Source organism: Dermacoccus sp. SAI-028 (assembly GCF_004346775.1).
GTDB classification, from domain to species: Bacteria; Actinomycetota; Actinomycetes; order Actinomycetales; family Dermatophilaceae; genus Dermacoccus; species Dermacoccus nishinomiyaensis.
The window spans coordinates 2,861,984-2,879,067 of the sequence record NZ_SMFS01000001.1 but is presented as its reverse complement, the minus strand read 5'-3'; the positions used below and the strand labels follow the sequence as shown (position 1 = coordinate 2,879,067).

The window sequence follows — 17,084 nt, the reverse complement described above, 5'->3', positions numbered from 1 at the left end:
CCGGGCCAAAGCCGAGGTGGTGACGCTCGGGGCCATGAACTCCTCGATCTCAGCCGCCGGCTCACACCTCGCGCGGCGCGCACCGCGTCATCGCTCCCGCCGGGCAACCGACATGACGCTCCGTGGCGCGACAAGCCCCGATGCCGGCGATACCCCCGACACTATCGGCACCCGCACCACGGCCTCGAACACCTCCCGCACCTGGCTGACGCGCCTCGTCACCGGCCCGCACGACGACCCGAACTGGGCCCGCCCGGCGCTGTTGGCCCTGCTCGCGGCGACTGCAGTGCTCTACCTGTGGAACCTCACCGCCAGTGGCTGGGCGAACGCCTTCTACTCCGCTGCGGCACAGGCGGGCTCGCAGAACTGGGAGGCGTTCTTCTTCGGCAGTTCCGACGCGGCGAACTCGATCACCGTCGACAAACCACCTGCGTCGCTGTGGGTCATGGCGCTGTCGGTGCGGCTGCTCGGCCTGAGCAGCTTCTCGATCCTCGTACCGCAGGTGCTCATGGGTGTGGCCACCGTCGCCATCCTGCACGCGACGGTGAAGCGTCACTTCGGCGCGGGCGCCGGCCTGCTCGCGGGCCTCGTCATGGCGCTCACCCCGGTCGCCGTCCTCATGTTCCGTTTCAACAACCCGGACGCGTTGCTCGTCCTGCTCATGACGGCGGCCGCCTGGGCCACGATGCGAGCGCTCGAGCGCGGTTCGGTGCGCTGGATGGCGTTGGTCGGCGTGTTGCTCGGTTTCGGGTTCCTGACGAAGACGCTGCAGGTTTTCCTCGTCATCCCCGGTTTCGGGGCGGCGTTCCTGCTGCTCGCTGCGGCGCCACTGCGTCGACGCCTCGTCGGCAGCCTCGTGGCCCTCGTCGCTCTCGTGGCATCCGCCGGGTGGTGGGTCGCGATCGTCGAACTGACCCCGGCGAGCATGCGTCCCTACGTCGGCGGCAGCCAGAGCAATTCCTTCCTCGACCTGACGTTCGGGTACAACGGCTTCGGCCGACTCAGCGGTGAGGAGACGGGCTCGGTCGGCGGCGGCGGGGGCGCTGCCGGCGGGCAGTGGGGTGCGACGGGGCTGACGCGCCTGTTCGACGCCGAGATCGGTGGCCAGATCAGCTGGCTCATCCCGGCCGCGATCATCCTCGGCGTCATGGGTGTCGTGATGCGCGCGCGTGCGCCGCGCACCGACGTCCGTCGGGCCGCCTACGCAGTGTGGGGCGGCTGGCTCCTGGTGACGATGCTGACGTTCTCGTTCATGGCCGGCATCTTCCACGCCTACTACACGGTGGCGTTGGCGCCGGCAGTCGCGGCGCTCGTCGGCATGGGTGGCGCGCAGGCCTGGGAGCGTCGCCGCGAACCGGTCGGCACCCTGACGATGGCGGCCGCGGCCGCCGCGTCGTCGATCTGGGGGTTCGTCCTGCTCTCCCGCACGAGCGCCTACAGCGACGTGCTGCGCGTCGGCGTGCTGACGATCGGAATGACGTGCGCGGCACTCCTCGTCATCGGGCGACGGCTGCACGCGCGAGCCCTGCCCGTGATCGTCGTGGGCGCCGTGGGCGCGGGCCTCGCGGGGCCGACCGCGTACTCGCTCACGACGCTCACCTCCGGGCACACCGGCTCGATCGTCACCGCCGGCCCGGCGTCGGGCGGCATGGGTGGGATGCCGGGTGCGGGCGGCCGTGGCCCCGGTGCTCGCGCCCTGGGTGGTTCGCCAGTAGGCGCGCCCCCGGCCGCTTCCTCGACGACGCGTGGCACAGTGCCCACCGGTGCAGGTGGGCAGGGAGTCGGTGGCGGCGGCATGGGCGGGTTGCTCGATGCCACGACGCCGAGCGCCGCCGTCATCTCTGCCCTGCGGGCCGACGCGCAGCGTTACACCTGGGTGGCCGCGGCGGTGGGTTCGCAGAGCGCGGCCGGACTGCAGCTCGGAACGGGCGAGCCGGTCATGGCGATCGGCGGCTTCAACGGCACCGACCCGAGCCCGACACTCGCCCAGTTCCAGGCCGAGGTGAAGGCAGGCAAGATTCACTACCTGCTGGCCAGTGGTGGAACATCGACGGGCGGTGGGACGAGCTCGGCCCAGACGAGCGATGCGAGCCGCATCCTGGCGTGGGCGGAAGCCACCTACCGCCAGGTGACGATCGGATCGACGGTCTTCTACGACCTGACGCAGCCGCTCGATTGAGGCAGTCAGCCGGCCTCGACAGGGGTGAAACGCATTGGAAATCATCATTCTTCGACGTGTTTCACCTCTAGGGGTGGGGCAACGCGCGGGTGTGCCCCGTACCCTCATGGGGTGATGACTTCCGCCTCCCCCATCCGACTGGCCGTGATCGACGACTACGAGGTCGTCGTCAACGGTCTGGCCAAGATGCTCGAGCGCTACCGCGACCGGGTCGAGGTGGCCGAACTCGACATCGAGGGCCCGATGTCGACGGTCGAGCACCCCGTCGACATCGCGCTCTATGACACGTTCGGGCAGGCGCAGGGCGAGCCCGAGGCGCTGGCGCACCTGCTCAAGGAGCCCCGGGTCGACAAGGTCGTCGTGTACACGTGGAACTTCCAGCCCGACCTGGTGCGCCGCAGTCTCGATGCCGGCGTTCGGGGTTACCTCTCCAAGACGCTGCCCGCGGGCGAACTCGTCTCGGCGCTGGAGCGAGTGCACGCTGGCGAGGTCATCGTCTCGGCCGAGGTGGGCTCCGGCCCCATCGCCGGCGAATGGCCGGGGCGTGAGGAGGGGCTCACGCCGCGTGAAGCCGAGGTGCTCGCACTCATCACCCAGGGTCTGTCGAACAACGACATCGCCGCGCAGACGCACCTGTCGATCAACTCGGTGAAGAGCTACATCCGCACCGGCTATCGCAAGATCGGAGTGACGAGCCGTAGCCAGGCCGTGCTGTGGGGGGTTCGCCACGGCTTCGAGCCCGACCACCGTCGCATCGTCGCGGATCCCACCGTCCAAGATCGCTGAGCGCGCACACGCCAGGGCCGCCCCATCGTCAGGATCGACTGACGGGGGGCGGCCCTGATGTGTCCAAGGGGGTGGCGCAGGTCACCTGACGGTGATTTGGCGTCCACCTGGAGGACGTGTAATGTTTTCCGAGTCGCCGAGGGGCAGACAGCACAGAAACCCCAGTGTTTCCGGGCAGTTTGCCTCACGAGCTCGAACCTCACCGCAGTTTCGACAAGCGCGCCGGCTCCGCCAAGAGCAAGCGCCGAGTTGAAGTCGGGGAGCGAGGGTGGTAAGGTTGACGAGTTGCCCCGAGTGGGGCGGGAAACGAAAAGGGTTCCTGCTTCGTGTGGTGTGCGATGGTGTTTTGAGAACTCAACAGCGTGCCGATGTGATCATCGCCAAACATTTTAGTGGCACTTATGGAGTGTCGCGTGTTTTGGCTGAGTGATTAATGATTGTACAGAACGACGATGACCCTTTTGGGGTTGTTGTTTGTCACCGTTTTTTTCTCGGCCAGGGTAACAAATTTTTTCTACGGAGAGTTTGATCCTGGCTCAGGACGAACGCTGGCGGCGTGCTTAACACATGCAAGTCGAACGATGAAGCACCAGCTTGCTGGTGTGGATTAGTGGCGAACGGGTGAGTAACACGTGAGTAACCTGCCCCTCACTCTGGGATAAGCCTGGGAAACTGGGTCTAATACTGGATACGACCGATCTCCGCATGGAGTGTTGGTGGAAAGTTTTTGTGGTGGGGGATGGACTCGCGGCCTATCAGCTTGTTGGTGGGGTAATGGCCTACCAAGGCGACGACGGGTAGCCGGCCTGAGAGGGCGACCGGCCACACTGGGACTGAGACACGGCCCAGACTCCTACGGGAGGCAGCAGTGGGGAATATTGCACAATGGGCGAAAGCCTGATGCAGCGACGCCGCGTGAGGGATGACGGCCTTCGGGTTGTAAACCTCTTTCACCAGGGACGAAGCTAACGTGACGGTACCTGGAGAAGAAGCACCGGCTAACTACGTGCCAGCAGCCGCGGTAATACGTAGGGTGCGAGCGTTGTCCGGAATTATTGGGCGTAAAGAGCTTGTAGGCGGTTTGTCGCGTCTGCTGTGAAAGACCGGGGCTTAACTCCGGTTCTGCAGTGGGTACGGGCAGACTAGAGTGTGGTAGGGGAGACTGGAATTCCTGGTGTAGCGGTGAAATGCGCAGATATCAGGAGGAACACCGATGGCGAAGGCAGGTCTCTGGGCCATTACTGACGCTGAGAAGCGAAAGCATGGGGAGCGAACAGGATTAGATACCCTGGTAGTCCATGCCGTAAACGTTGGGCGCTAGGTGTGGGACTCATTCCACGAGTTCCGTGCCGCAGCTAACGCATTAAGCGCCCCGCCTGGGGAGTACGGCCGCAAGGCTAAAACTCAAAGGAATTGACGGGGGCCCGCACAAGCGGCGGAGCATGCGGATTAATTCGATGCAACGCGAAGAACCTTACCAAGGCTTGACATACACCGGAATCATGCAGAGATGTGTGCGTCTTCGGACTGGTGTACAGGTGGTGCATGGTTGTCGTCAGCTCGTGTCGTGAGATGTTGGGTTAAGTCCCGCAACGAGCGCAACCCTCGTTCCATGTTGCCAGCACTTCGGGTGGGGACTCATGGGAGACTGCCGGGGTCAACTCGGAGGAAGGTGGGGATGACGTCAAATCATCATGCCCCTTATGTCTTGGGCTTCACGCATGCTACAATGGCCGGTACAGAGGGTTGCGAAACCGTGAGGTGGAGCTAATCCCAAAAAACCGGTCTCAGTTCGGATTGGGGTCTGCAACTCGACCCCATGAAGTCGGAGTCGCTAGTAATCGCAGATCAGCAACGCTGCGGTGAATACGTTCCCGGGCCTTGTACACACCGCCCGTCAAGTCACGAAAGTCGGTAACACCCGAAGCCGGTGGCCTAACCCTTGTGGGGGGAGCCGTCGAAGGTGGGACTGGCGATTGGGACTAAGTCGTAACAAGGTAGCCGTACCGGAAGGTGCGGCTGGATCACCTCCTTTCTAAGGAGCATCAAGCCCTTGCCACACCGTTCGTGTGTGGGGGGTGCTCATGGGTGGAACGATGATCATGGTGCAGCCTGCATGGTTGCCGGCATCAGCGAGTACGAATCAGTCATACGCGTCTTGATCCCTTGATGGGGTGAGGATGTGGGGCTGGTTGGGGAAAGCGTGGTGGTGGTGAGTGTGTTGGGGTTGTGTTCGGCGCGTTGTTGGGTTCTCAGGACACGGATCGTGTTCTGGGGTTGTGGTCAACACAAGATCACACACCAAGTGAAGACTCTTCATCTTGTGGGATGGGGTTTGGGTGTGTGGGGTTGTGTGTGGCGTGTTGTTTGAGAATTACACAGTGGACGCGAGCATCTAGTATCTGTGATCTTAAGTTTTTAAGGGCACACGGTGGATGCCTTGGCACCAGGAACCGATGAAGGACGTTGTAATCTGCGATATGCCTCGGGGAGTCGATAAACAGGCTGTGATCCGGGGATTTCCGAATGGGGAAACCCGCCATGAATCATGTCATGGCACCTGCACCTGAACACATAGGGTGTTGGGAGGGAACGTGGGGAAGTGAAACATCTCAGTACCCACAGGAAGAGAAAACAAGAGTGATTCCGTGAGTAGTGGCGAGCGAAAGCGGATGAGGCTAAACCATGATCGTGTGAGACCTGTCAGGGGTTGCGGTTGTGGGGTTGTGGGACAGTGCTGATCCTCACTGACATGAGGGTGCGCAGTAAGAAACCATGTGCGTAGTTGAACAATCTTGAATGGTTGAGCGTAGAGGGTGCGACTCCCGTAGACGAAACGTGTGTGGCTGTGTTGTGCTGTTTCCCAAGTAGCACGGGGCCCGTGAAATCTCGTGTGAATCTGGCAGGACCACCTGCTAAGCCTAAATATTCCCTGGTGACCGATAGCGGACTAGTACCGTGAGGGAAAGGTGAAAAGAACCCCGGGAGGGGAGTGAAATAGATCCTGAAACCGTGTGCTTACAATCCGTCGGAGCCTCTGTGTGGGGTGACGGCGTGCCTTTTGAAGAATGAGCCTGCGAGTTAGTGCTCAGTGGCGAGGTTAACCCGTGTGGGGTAGCCGTAGCGAAAGCGAGTCCGAATAGGGCGTTTGAGTCGCTGGGTCTAGACCCGAAGCGGAGTGATCTACCCATGGCCAGGTTGAAGCGCCGGTAAGACGGCGTGGAGGACCGAACCCACTTAGGTTGAAAACTGAGGGGATGAGCTGTGGGTAGGGGTGAAAGGCCAATCAAACTCCGTGATAGCTGGTTCTCCCCGAAATGCATTTAGGTGCAGCGTCGCGTGTTTCTTGCCGGAGGTAGAGCTACTGGATGGCTGATGGGCCCCACCGGGTTACTGACGTCAACCAAACTCCGAATGCCGGTAAGTGAGAGCGTGGCAGTGAGACTGCGGGGGATAAGCTTCGTAGTCGAGAGGGAAACAGCCCAGATCATCAGCTAAGGTCCCTAAGCGTGTGCTAAGTGGGAAAGGATGTGGAGTTGCTGTGACAACCAGGAGGTTGGCTTAGAAGCAGCCACCCTTTAAAGAGTGCGTAATAGCTCACTGGTCAAGTGATTCCGCGCCGACAATGTAGCGGGGCTCAAGCACATCACCGAAGCTGTGGCAATGACACACTGACCCTTAACGGGGGTGTTGTTGGGTAGGGGAGCGTCGTGTGGCGAGTGAAGCGGCCGAGTGATCGAGTCGTGGATGCTACACGAGTGAGAATGCAGGCATGAGTAGCGAATGACGGGTGAGAAACCCGTCCGCCGAATAACCAAGGGTTCCAGGGTCAAGCTAATCTGCCCTGGGTAAGTCGGGACCTAAGGCGAGGCCGACAGGCGTAGTCGATGGACATCCGGTTGATATTCCGGAACCGGCGAAGAACCGCCCATACTGAACCATGGGATGCTAAACACCCGAACCATGCCGACCGGTCCTTCGGGATCATCTGGTGTGGGGAGCGTGTGACCCGATCGTGTAGTAGGTAAGCGATGGAGTGACGCAGGAAGGTAGCCTCCGCGGGGCGATGGTAGTCCCCGTCCAAGCATGTAGGCCCACTGGTAGGTAAATCCGTCAGTGATGTGGCTGAGATGTGATGGTGACCACGTATGTGGGAAGCAGGGTGATCCTATGCTGTCGAGAAAAACTTCTAGCGAGGTTCGAGCCGCCCGTACCCCAAACCGACTCAGGTGGTTAGGTAGAGAATACTAAGGCGATCGAGTGAATCGTGGTTAAGGAATTCGGCAAAATGCCCCCGTAACTTCGGGAGAAGGGGGGCCCAAGCCTTGAAGCCCGTACGGGCTAGGGGTGAGGGTCGCAGAGACCAGGGAGAAGCGACTGTTTACTAAAAACACAGGTCCGTGCGAAGAAGTAATTCGATGTATACGGACTGACGCCTGCCCGGTGCTGGAAGGTTAAGAGGACTGGTTAATCACTTCGGTGGTGAAGCTGAGAATTTAAGCCCCAGTAAACGGCGGTGGTAACTATAACCATCCTAAGGTAGCGAAATTCCTTGTCGGGTAAGTTCCGACCTGCACGAATGGCGTAACGACTTCTCCACTGTCTCAACCACGAACTCGGCGAAATTGCAGTACGAGTAAAGATGCTCGTTACGCGCAGCAGGACGGAAAGACCCCGGGACCTTTACTACAGTTTGGTATTGGTGTTCGGTACGGCTTGTGTAGGATAGGTGGGAGACTGTGAAGCATGCACGCCAGTGTGTGTGGAGTCATTGTTGAAATACCACTCTGGTCGTATTGGGCTCCTAACTTCGGTCCGTGATCCGGATCAGGGACAGTGCCTGATGGGTAGTTTAACTGGGGCGGTTGCCTCCTAAAGGGTAACGGAGGCGCCCAAAGGTTCCCTCAGCCTGGTTGGCAATCAGGTTTTGAGTGTAAGTGCACAAGGGAGCTTGACTGTGAGACAGACATGTCGAGCAGGCACGAAAGTGGGGACTAGTGACCCGACGGTGGCTTGTGGAAGCGCCGTCGCTCAACGGATAAAAGGTACCCCGGGGATAACAGGCTGATCTTGCCCAAGAGCTCATATCGACGGCATGGTTTGGCACCTCGATGTCGGCTCGTCGCATCCTGGGGCTGGAGTAGGTCCCAAGGGTTGGGCTGTTCGCCCATTAAAGCGGTACGCGAGCTGGGTTTAGAACGTCGTGAGACAGTTCGGTCCCTATCCGCTGTGCGCGTAGGAAACTTGAGAAGACCTGTCCCTAGTACGAGAGGACCGGGATGGACGAACCTCTGGTGTGTCAGTTGTTCCGCCAGGAGCACCGCTGATTGGCTACGTTCGGAAGTGATAACCGCTGAAAGCATCTAAGCGGGAAGCACGCTTCGAGATGAGGTTTCCATACACCTTGTGTGTGAGAGGTTCCCTAGAGACGATGGGGTTGATAGGCCGGATGTGGAAGACCAGTAATGGTTGTAGCTGACCGGTACTAATGAACCGATAACTTATTATCACACTCAGTATTGTTGTGCTAGTGCTCGCGTCCCTGTGTAATTCTGAAACAATACACTCGCCATGATGGGTTGATATGTTTCATAGTGTTACGGTGGTTATAGCGAAGTGGGAAACGCCCGGTCACATTCCGAACCCGGAAGCTAAGCCCTTCAGCGCCGATGGTACTGCACTCGGTAGGGTGTGGGAGAGTAGGACGCCGCCGGACTTCTTCTAAGACGTGATGGTCTTGAACAGCTCCCCCGAAAGACTGGGGTTGAGTAGTTCAAGACCATCACGCATTTCTACGTCCACCACAAACACCCTGACCCCCGCCGCCCCTGCGAATGCTTGTACGGGTGCGGATAGACACGTACATGACGTTGCCCACTCCCTCGGGGTTGGCCGTCGGCGTCGTGTCGCCCTCACCGCGGCTCGCACCCTGCGGCATCTCGACGAGCGCGACGTCGCGGTGGCCGAGGTCGTACAGGTACGTGGCCAGGGTGCGCAGCGCGGCGCGTTCCATCGTCAGCTGCAGGACACCGTCGATCGCGGGGTAACCCGTGCCGGCGAGCGGGATGCGGCGATGGCGCAGGTGGTCCAGCACCGCCGCCGAGACATGCCCGCCGAGCGGGAAGACGACGGCGTCGCGGGGGATGCCGGACATGCGTCGCACGACCTCGTGCTCATCGCTACCCTACGCCAGGATGAGCAGGATGCCGCTCGAGTTCTGGCCCAGGTGCTGCGCGAGACCGTCGAGCACGCTGACGGCGAACGGGTCACTGAACGAGTTGAGCAGTCGCCCCTCGGCGAAGACACCGACGATGCCGGAGCGTCCCTGTCGCAGGGACGAGGCGAGCGGGGGTCGGGGCTGCCGGAATCGAGATCCTCGGCGGCCTCGAGGACGCGCTCATGCGTCGCGTCGGCTTCGCATCGTCCACCACGGCCGGGGGGATGGCAATTCTGTGCAGGCACCCATCGATGTGGGACGGGCTGAGCGGTATCCGTCACGTGGTTACTGAAGCGTAGGTAGGGTTGGGGGATCGCGGCGCGGACCGCGACACCGGAGCTGACGACGGCCGAAGGAGACCACAGCGATGACGACCTCACGGACCCGGGTGACGCTGCTCGACGTGGCGCGCGGGGCGCTGACGATGACGCCCGACATCCCCCACGTCGCCAAGCATCTGCCGTCCTTACTGCTGCGTCGATCGGGCCGCGCCATGTCGATCGGCTCGGTATTCGAAGGGCTCGCCGAGCGGCACCCGCAGCGTCCGTTCGTCGTGGCCGACGAGGGGCGCCTCACCTACGCAGAGGCCAACGAGCGTGTCAACCGGCTCGCGTGGGTGCTCAAGGACGCTGGGGTGCGTCACGGGGACGTCGTCGGGCTGATGTCGCACAACTCGATCGACATGCTGCTCGTGATGCTCGCGACCGTGAAGCTCGGCGCCGTCAGCGGGCTGCTCAACTACAACCAGCAGGGCGATGTGCTCGCCCACAGCCTCGGAGTACTCGACGCCCGCGTCATCGTCGCCGAGCCGTCGTTGCTCGAGGCGGTGACGACGTGCCTCGCGGGGGAGGGCTCAGCGAACACCGCACCGTCGTCGGATACCGGGCGCCACGCGGACGTCGTCGGGCTCGACGAGCTCGTCGCACAGGCGACGAACGCGCCTACGGCGGCGGCGCAGAACCCGCCCGAATGCGCGCAGGTGCGCGGCAGCGACAAGGCGTACTACATCTTCACCTCCGGCACGACGGGCATGCCGAAGGCCTCCATCATGAGCCACCATCGGTGGCTGCAGTCGTACTCGGGCCTCGGCGGGCTGGGCGTGCGGCTGCGCGAGGGCGACACTCTCTACTGCTGCCTGCCGCTGTACCACAACAACGCCGTGACGGTCGCGCTCGGAGCCGTGCTCAACGGCGGCGCGTGCTTCGCCATCGCGCGCAAGTTCTCCGTCTCCAACTTCTGGGACGACGTCATCCGCTTCGACGCGACGTCGTTCGTCTACATCGGCGAACTGTGCCGCTATCTGCTCGGCCAGCCGCAGCGGGACGTTGACCGGGCGCACCGCATCCGCGTCATCGTCGGCAACGGCCTGCGGACCGACATCTGGGCCGAGTTCCAGGAGCGCTTCGGCATCGCGCGCATCGCCGAGTTCTACGGGGCGAGCGAGTGCAACATCGCGTTCATCAACGCCTACAACATCTCCGAGACGGCCGGCACGTGCCCACTGCCGCACAAGGTCGCCGCCTACGACCCGGAGACGGGCGGCGCGGTGCGCGACGGGAACGGGCGGCTGCGTCAGGTCAAGGTCGGCGAGGCGGGCCTGCTGCTCGCCAAGGTGACGAAGGCCCAGCCGTTCGACGGGTACACCGACGACGACGCCACCGAGAAGAAGCTGCTGCGCGACGGTTTCAAGGACGGCGACTGCTGGTTCATCACCGGCGACCTCGTGCGCCGGCAGGGGCTCAACCACGTGGCGTTCGTCGATCGGCTCGGCGACACGTTCCGGTGGAGGGGCGAGAACGTCGCGACGACGGAGGTCGAGGCGGCCCTCGAGCGGCTGCCGTTCGTCGAGGACTGCGTCGTCTACGGCGTCGAGGTGCCCGGCTGCGACGGGCGAGCCGGCATGGCCGCCGTCGTGCTGCGCGAGGGCGAGCCCTTCGACGCCATGGCGGCCGTCGCGCTCAACGAACGCCTGCCGAAGTACGCGGTGCCACTGTTCGTGCGCGAGGTCGATTCGCTCGAGCACACCTCGACGTTCAAGTCGCGCAAGGTCGAACTGCGCGACGCCGGGTTCGCCGGCGTGGGTGACGACCGCGTGTGGGTGCTGACGCGTGACGGCTACGTGCCCTTCTACGAGAGCTACCCCGAAGACGTCGCAGCAGCGCGTCAGCCGTGAGGGGTTGAGCTTCGCCGTCGGCCGGCCATGAGGTTGTGCGGCAGCCGTGAGGGGTTGAGCTTCGCGTAGGCGTGGTTGTTCGGCGTGGTGGTTCAGCGTGTCGGGCGTCAGAACGATGCGGTGGCGAGCTTGACGGCGAACAGGCAGAAGGCCGTCCCCGCGGCGAGGTGTGCGCCGGCGACGACGCGCGGGCGTCCTGCGACGCGGTGGCCGAGCCGCGAACTGATGGCGATGACGGCCGCGAGGTAGGTGAGGCTGATGATCTGCATGATGACGGCGAGCACCCCGAAGTTGACCCACAGGTGCGGATCGCCCGGCGTCACGAACTGCACGAAGAACACGGCGAAGAACAGGATCGACTTGGGGTTGAGCATGCCCGTCGCGATCGAGAGGCGGAACGGGGACGTCGCGATGCCGGCGTCATCGGGGGCCGCGCCTGTGTCGATGGGGTTGAGCGAGTCGTCCGTGGCCTCGGCGCGCGTCAGCGCTCGATGTTCGCGCAGCAACTGCACCCCTCGGCGCAGCAGACCGAACCCGAGATAGACGAGGTAGGCGCCGCCGACGAGCGTCAGCGCGCGGAAGAACAGCGCCCCGCCCGTCAGCAGCGTGCCCGCGCCGGCGACGGCCGCGATCATGAGGATGCTGTCGCTGATGAACACACCGGCGGCGGCCTGCCAGCCGGCGCGTCGCGATACCTGCGCGGCGCTCGTCGCGACGAACAGCGAGTTCGGCCCGGGCAGCAGGATTGGTTGTGACAGCTTGGTCTGGCCCCGTTGTGACGGCTTGATCTGGCCCCGCGTGCGACTTGCCGGGGTGTTGACGGTCTGAACTGGCCCCACCCCTTCACGCTGGTCCCCATCACTGGGAACCAGTCGCGAGGGCAAGGGAGCCAAGATGGGGTCACGAGTGCAGCTGTACGCCGACATCCGCCATGACGCGCGAGTGGAGGGTCTGTCCATCCGCGAGCTCGCGCGCAAGCACGGGGTACATCGCCGCACCGTCCGCCAGGCACTCGCCGCTGCCGAACCCCCGCCCCGCAAGAGGCCGGTTCGTACGGCACCGCGTCTGGACCCGTACAAGCCGGCCATTGACGAGATGCTGCGCTATGACCTGACTGCGCCACGCAAGCAGCGTCATACCGCGACCAGGATCCTGGCCCGGCTACGCGACGAACACGGCGCCACGGACCTGTCGTACTCGACGGTGCGGGACTACGTGCGGGTCCGGCGCGCGCAGATCGATCTGGAGGCCGGGCGTCGGGTGGAGGCGATGGTGCCGCAGGACCACGCCCCCGGCGCGGAGGCCGAGGTCGACTTCGGCGAGGTCTACGTCATCCTCGACGGCGTCAAGACCAAGTGCCACATGTTCGTCTACCGCCTGTCCCACTCGGGCAAGGCCATCCACCGCGTCTACCCGACCGGCGGGCAGGAAGCCTTCCTCGAGGGACACATCGAGGCCTTCCACGCCCTGAGCGGCATCCCCACCCGACACATCCGCTACGACAACCTCACCTCCGCCGTCGTGCAGGTCATCCACGGCGGCGACCGGCTACGCGACGAGAACGAACGCTGGGTGCTGTTCCGCTCCCACTACGGCTTCGACGCGTTCTACTGCCAGCCAGGCATCGACGGCGCCCACGAGAAAGGTGGCGTCGAGGGCGAGGTCGGCTGGTTCCGCCGCAACCACCTCACCCCCATGCCCGAGGTCCCCAGCCTGGACGAACTCAACGACAAGATCCGTGCCTGGGAACACGATGACAACACCCGCCGCATCACCGGCCATGCGAACACGATCGGGCAGGACTACCACGCCGAACTCGACCACCTGGCGCCGTTGCCGGCCGAGGACTTTGACCCTGGCCTGATCCTCCACCCGCGCGTCGATCGCTCCGCCCTGATCACCGTCCGCATGGTCAAGTACTCCGTCCCCGCACACCTGATCGGGCAACGCGTCCGCGTCAGCCTGCGGGCCTCGTGCGTGGTCGTCTTCGAAGGTCGCACCATAGTGGCCACCCACCCACGCCTCGGCACCCGTGGGGTGACCCGGGTCGAGCTGGACCACTACCTAGAAGTCCTACGCCACAAGCCCGGTGCGTTCCCAGGCTCCACCGCCCTGGCCCAAGCCAGAGCGGCGGGGGCATTCACCGCAGCCCACGACGCGTTCTGGGCCGCAGCCCGCAAGACCAGCGGTGACGTCGCAGGCACCCAAGAACTCATCGACGTGCTCCTGCTCCACCGCTCCCTCCCCGCCGAGGCGGTGATCGCCGGCATCACCAGCGCCCTGTCGGTCGGCGCGATCAGCCCCGACGTCGTCGCCGTCGAAGCCCGCCGCCACGCCACCACCCACACACCCATCCCTACCACCCCGACCAGGCGGGGGACGGTCGTGAACTTGCCACCACGACGCCCCACCGACCCGCACCAGGTCATCGCGCACCTGCCCGAGGACACTCGACCCCTGCCCACCGTCACCGCCTACGACGAACTCCTGCGTCGTCGCCAACCCGACCCCGCCCCGGTCTCCGCCGAGGTCCACCATCACACCCAGACAGGAACCCCATGACCACCAGCTCCAGCAGCCGCCAGGGCGGTCTTCGCCCCCGTCACGGCCTCACCGAGCAAGCCGCCCAGGCCGCGATCGACCAGGCCTGCCGCCGGCTGCGACTGCCCACCATCCGCTCCGTCGTCGACGACGCCGTCGCGGCCGCCACCAAGGAACAACTCACCTACCAGGGCTTCCTCGCCGAACTCCTGCTGGCCGAGGTCGACGACCGCGACCGGCGCTCCACCCTGCGCCGCATCAAGAGCGCCGGCTTCCCCCGCGACAAGTGGCTCGCCGACTTCGACTTCACCGCGAACCCGAACATCAACCCCGCCACCATCAACGAGCTCGCCACCGGTGACTGGATCCGCCGCGGCGACCCGCTGTGCCTGATCGGGGACTCCGGCACCGGCAAATCCCACCTACTCATCGCGCTCGGCACCGCCGCCGCCGAACAGGGCTACCGCGTCCGCTACACCCTCGCCACCCGGCTCGTGAACGAGCTCGTCGAAGCCGCCGACGAGAAACAACTCACCAAGACCATCAACCGCTACGGCCGCGTCGACCTCCTCGTGATTGATGAGCTCGGCTACATGGAACTCGACCGGCGCGGCGCGGAGCTGTTGTTCCAGGTCCTCACCGAGCGGGAGGAGAAGAACGCCATCGCGATCGCGTCCAACCAGTCCTTCTCCGCCTGGACCGACACCTTCACCGACCCCCGCCTGTGCGCAGCGATCGTCGACCGTCTCACCTACAACGCCACCATCATCGAAACCGGCACCAACTCCTACCGCCTCGCCCACACCCACGCACGGCATCTGTGATGGGGTGAACAACGACCGGCTGGGCTCTTGGGGTCAACGGCGGCGACGAAGCCGCAAGGAATTGGTGATCACGCTGACCGAGCTGAGGGCCATGGCGGCTGCCGCGATGACGGGCGACAGGAGCCAGCCGAAGGCCGGGTAGAGGGCGCCAGCGGCCAGCGGGATGCCGACGACGTTGTACACGAACGCGAAGACCAGGTTCTGGCGGATGTTGCGCATCGTGTCGACCGACAGGTCGCGGGCCTTGACCAGGGCAGCGAGGTCGCCGCCGAGCAGGGTCACGTCGGCGCTCTCGATGGCCACGTCGGTGCCGGTGCCCATGGCCACACCCACATCGGCCGCGGCAAGGGCGGGGGCATCGTTGACGCCGTCGCCGGCCATGGCGACGGCGTGGCCCTGGGCCTGCAGTGCCTGCACGTGGCCGTGCTTCTGGTCGGGCAGGACGTCGGCGACGACCTGGTCGATGTGCAGCTCGTCGGCGATGGCCCGGGCAGTCGTGGCATTGTCGCCGGTGAGCATGACGACCTTCATCCGGCGCCGACGCAGGTCCTCGATCGCCCGCGCGGTGGTCGCCTTGAGCGGGTCAGCGATGGCCATCACACTGGCCGGCCGGCCGTCGACGGCCACGACGATCGCGGTCGCACCACGACGACGGTAGGCCTCCACCACGGCGTCCAGGCCATGGGTGTCGACCTGCTGGCTGCCCAGGAAGGCGGGGCTGCCGACGAGCACGCGCTGGCCGTCGACGGTGGCGCTGACACCGCCACCCGGGTGGGCGGCGAAGGCGCTGGCTGCCGGCACCGTGCGTCCCGTCTGGCGGGCAGCATCGACCACGGCCCTGGCGAGCGGGTGTTCGGAGCCGGCCTCCACAGCCGCGGCGAGCAGCAGTGCCTGCGCGTCGTCACGTCCGTCGACGCCCTGCTGGTCGACCAGGCTGGGGCGGCCCTGGGTGAGGGTGCCGGTCTTGTCGACGACGAGGGTGTCGACCTTCTGCAGTCGTTCGAGGGCCTCGGCGTTCTTGACCAGCACGCCCTCGCTGGCGCCGCGCCCCACCCCGACCATGATCGACATTGGCGTGGCCAGGCCCAGCGCGCACGGGCAGGCGATGATCAGCACGCTGACGGCGGCCACGATCGCGAACGGAAGCCGCGGCTGCGGGCCCATGGCCAGCCACAACCCGAAGGTGGCCAGGGCGACGGCGATCACGACCGGCACGAACACCGCCGAGATCTTGTCGACCAGTCCCTGGATCGGGGCGCGGGACCGCTGCGCCTGGGAGACCAGGTCGACGATCCGGGCCAGGGTCGAGTCAGCGCCCAGACCAGTGGCCTCCACCACCAGGCTGCCGCCCTGGGTGATCGTGCCGCCGATGACCCGGTCACCGGGGCTCTTGTCGACCGGTACCGGCTCGCCGGTGATCATCGACTCGTCCACATACGCGTGACCATCGACCACGGTGCCGTCGGCCGGCACCTTCTCGCCCGGCCGCACCCGGCACCGATCGCCCAGCTGCAGCTCGGCGGCCGGCACGTCGGTCTCGGTGCCGTCGGCCCCGATGCGGTGCGCGGTGGCCGGTGACAGGTCGAGTAGGGCGCGGATCGCGCCGGAGGTCTGGTCGCGGGCCCGCAGCTCGAGGACCTGGCCGAGCAGCACCAGGGTGATGATGACTGCCGCGGCCTCGAAGTAGGTGCCGACCCGGCCGTCCATCACCCGCATCCCGGATGGGAACAGCCCTGGCGCCAGCACCGCGACCACGCTGTACAGCCACGCGGCACCGACACCCAACGACACCAGGGTGAACATGTTCAGGTGACGGCTGACCACCGACTTCGCGCCGCGCACGAAGAACGGCCACCCAGCCCACCACACCACTGGCGTCGACAGGGCGAGCTCGAGCCACGGCGCGACGCTGCCGGGCAGCGCACGACCCAGCACCATGGGCACCATCACCATCGCCACCAGCGGCACGCTCAGCACCGCCGCCACCCGGAACCGGCGACGCATGTCGACGAGCTCCTGGTTCGGGCCTTCGTCGAGCTCGGCCAAGACCCGCTCCAGCGCCATGCCACAGATCGGGCAGTCACCGGGGCCATCGCTGCGGACCTCGGGGTGCATCGGGCAGGTCCAGTCCCCTGCAGCGACCGCACCGGCCACCACCGCCGGCTCGCCCATGGGGTGCTGGTGATCGGTCGGGTGGTCGTGGTGCTGGGCGGCCGGCGCGTCCCCGCCGCCGGCGGGTTGCAGGAACATCCCGCACTTGGGGCAGCGTCCCGGGTGGTCGCTGGTCACCTCGGGGTGCATGGAGCACGTGTAGTGGGTGGTGTGGTCGTGGGTGGCGGTGGCGGTCGGGTGGTTCATGGGGTG

The 17,084-nt window shown here is 64.9% G+C and carries 8 protein-coding genes and 3 rRNA genes; 8 read left to right on the top strand and 3 right to left on the bottom strand.

Annotation, left to right across the window (positions count from 1 at the left end; translation table 11 throughout):
- Positions 1–34: 34 nt before the first annotated feature.
- From EDC82_RS13100 to rrf, 5 genes are all read left to right on the top strand, one after another.
- Entirely contained in the window at positions 35–2,179 is a 2,145-nt protein-coding gene (locus tag EDC82_RS13100; RefSeq protein ID WP_231729401.1) for a glycosyltransferase family 39 protein, read from the top strand.
- Positions 2,180–2,293: 114 nt separating this feature from the next.
- Positions 2,294–2,965 carry a response regulator transcription factor gene (locus EDC82_RS13095; RefSeq protein WP_038569711.1) on the top strand — a complete coding sequence of 224 codons (672 nt, stop codon included), beginning with the start codon at positions 2,294–2,296 and terminating at the stop codon, positions 2,963–2,965.
- A 513-nt stretch (positions 2,966–3,478) separates the two neighbouring features.
- Positions 3,479–5,000: ribosomal RNA gene (locus EDC82_RS13090) — 16S ribosomal RNA — on the top strand.
- 373 nt (positions 5,001–5,373) lie between these two features.
- Positions 5,374–8,474, top strand: a 23S ribosomal RNA gene (locus EDC82_RS13085).
- An 89-nt stretch (positions 8,475–8,563) separates the two neighbouring features.
- A 5S ribosomal RNA gene (gene rrf / locus EDC82_RS13080) occupies positions 8,564–8,681 on the top strand.
- The 16S, 23S and 5S rRNA genes sit together here, the layout of an rRNA operon.
- 66 nt (positions 8,682–8,747) lie before the next feature.
- Here the strand turns inward: rrf and EDC82_RS13075 are convergent.
- Positions 8,748–9,128, bottom strand: coding sequence for a hypothetical protein (locus EDC82_RS13075; RefSeq protein ID WP_131941795.1), 381 nt, complete (start codon positions 9,126–9,128; stop codon positions 8,748–8,750).
- Positions 9,129–9,549: 421 nt separating this feature from the next.
- Here EDC82_RS13075 and EDC82_RS13070 point away from each other — a divergent pair, with 421 nt between their 5' ends.
- Positions 9,550–11,355, top strand: coding sequence for a long-chain-acyl-CoA synthetase (locus EDC82_RS13070; RefSeq protein ID WP_131941792.1), 1,806 nt, complete (start codon positions 9,550–9,552; stop codon positions 11,353–11,355).
- A 107-nt stretch (positions 11,356–11,462) separates the two neighbouring features.
- Here the strand turns inward: EDC82_RS13070 and EDC82_RS13065 are convergent, their stop codons facing one another.
- On the bottom strand, positions 11,463–12,194 hold the full coding sequence (locus EDC82_RS13065; protein WP_160126256.1) for a LysE family transporter: 732 nt from the start codon (positions 12,192–12,194) through the stop codon (positions 11,463–11,465).
- A 55-nt stretch (positions 12,195–12,249) separates the two neighbouring features.
- Between EDC82_RS13065 and istA the strand changes: the two genes are divergently transcribed.
- The gene (istA, locus tag EDC82_RS13060; RefSeq protein ID WP_131941788.1) at positions 12,250–13,917 is read left to right on the top strand and encodes an IS21 family transposase; all 1,668 of its coding nucleotides are present in this window, start codon (positions 12,250–12,252) and stop codon (positions 13,915–13,917) included.
- Positions 13,914–14,720 carry an IS21-like element helper ATPase IstB gene (gene istB, locus EDC82_RS13055; protein ID WP_131941786.1) on the top strand — a complete coding sequence of 269 codons (807 nt, stop codon included), beginning with the start codon at positions 13,914–13,916 and terminating at the stop codon, positions 14,718–14,720. The genes istA and istB overlap by 4 nt, the downstream gene beginning before the upstream one ends.
- Before the next feature lie 33 nt (positions 14,721–14,753).
- Here istB and EDC82_RS13050 read toward each other — a convergent pair whose 3' ends face one another.
- Positions 14,754–17,078, bottom strand: coding sequence for a copper-translocating P-type ATPase (locus EDC82_RS13050; RefSeq protein WP_131941785.1), 2,325 nt, complete (start codon positions 17,076–17,078; stop codon positions 14,754–14,756).
- Positions 17,079–17,084: the final 6 nt, after the last annotated feature.

What these genes read in the sequence shown, in the direction of transcription:
- EDC82_RS13100 (WP_231729401.1), top strand. Translation starts at nt 35, where the DNA reads ATGAACTCCTCGATCTCAGCCGCCGGCTCACACCTCGCGCGGCGCGCA.
- EDC82_RS13095 (WP_038569711.1), top strand. Translation starts at nt 2,294, where the DNA reads ATGACTTCCGCCTCCCCCATCCGACTGGCCGTGATCGACGACTACGAG.
- EDC82_RS13070 (WP_131941792.1), top strand. Translation starts at nt 9,550, where the DNA reads ATGACGACCTCACGGACCCGGGTGACGCTGCTCGACGTGGCGCGCGGG.
- istA (WP_131941788.1), top strand. Translation starts at nt 12,250, where the DNA reads ATGGGGTCACGAGTGCAGCTGTACGCCGACATCCGCCATGACGCGCGA.
- istB (WP_131941786.1), top strand. Translation starts at nt 13,914, where the DNA reads ATGACCACCAGCTCCAGCAGCCGCCAGGGCGGTCTTCGCCCCCGTCAC.
- EDC82_RS13050 (WP_131941785.1), bottom strand. Translation starts at nt 17,078, where the DNA reads ATGAACCACCCGACCGCCACCGCCACCCACGACCACACCACCCACTAC.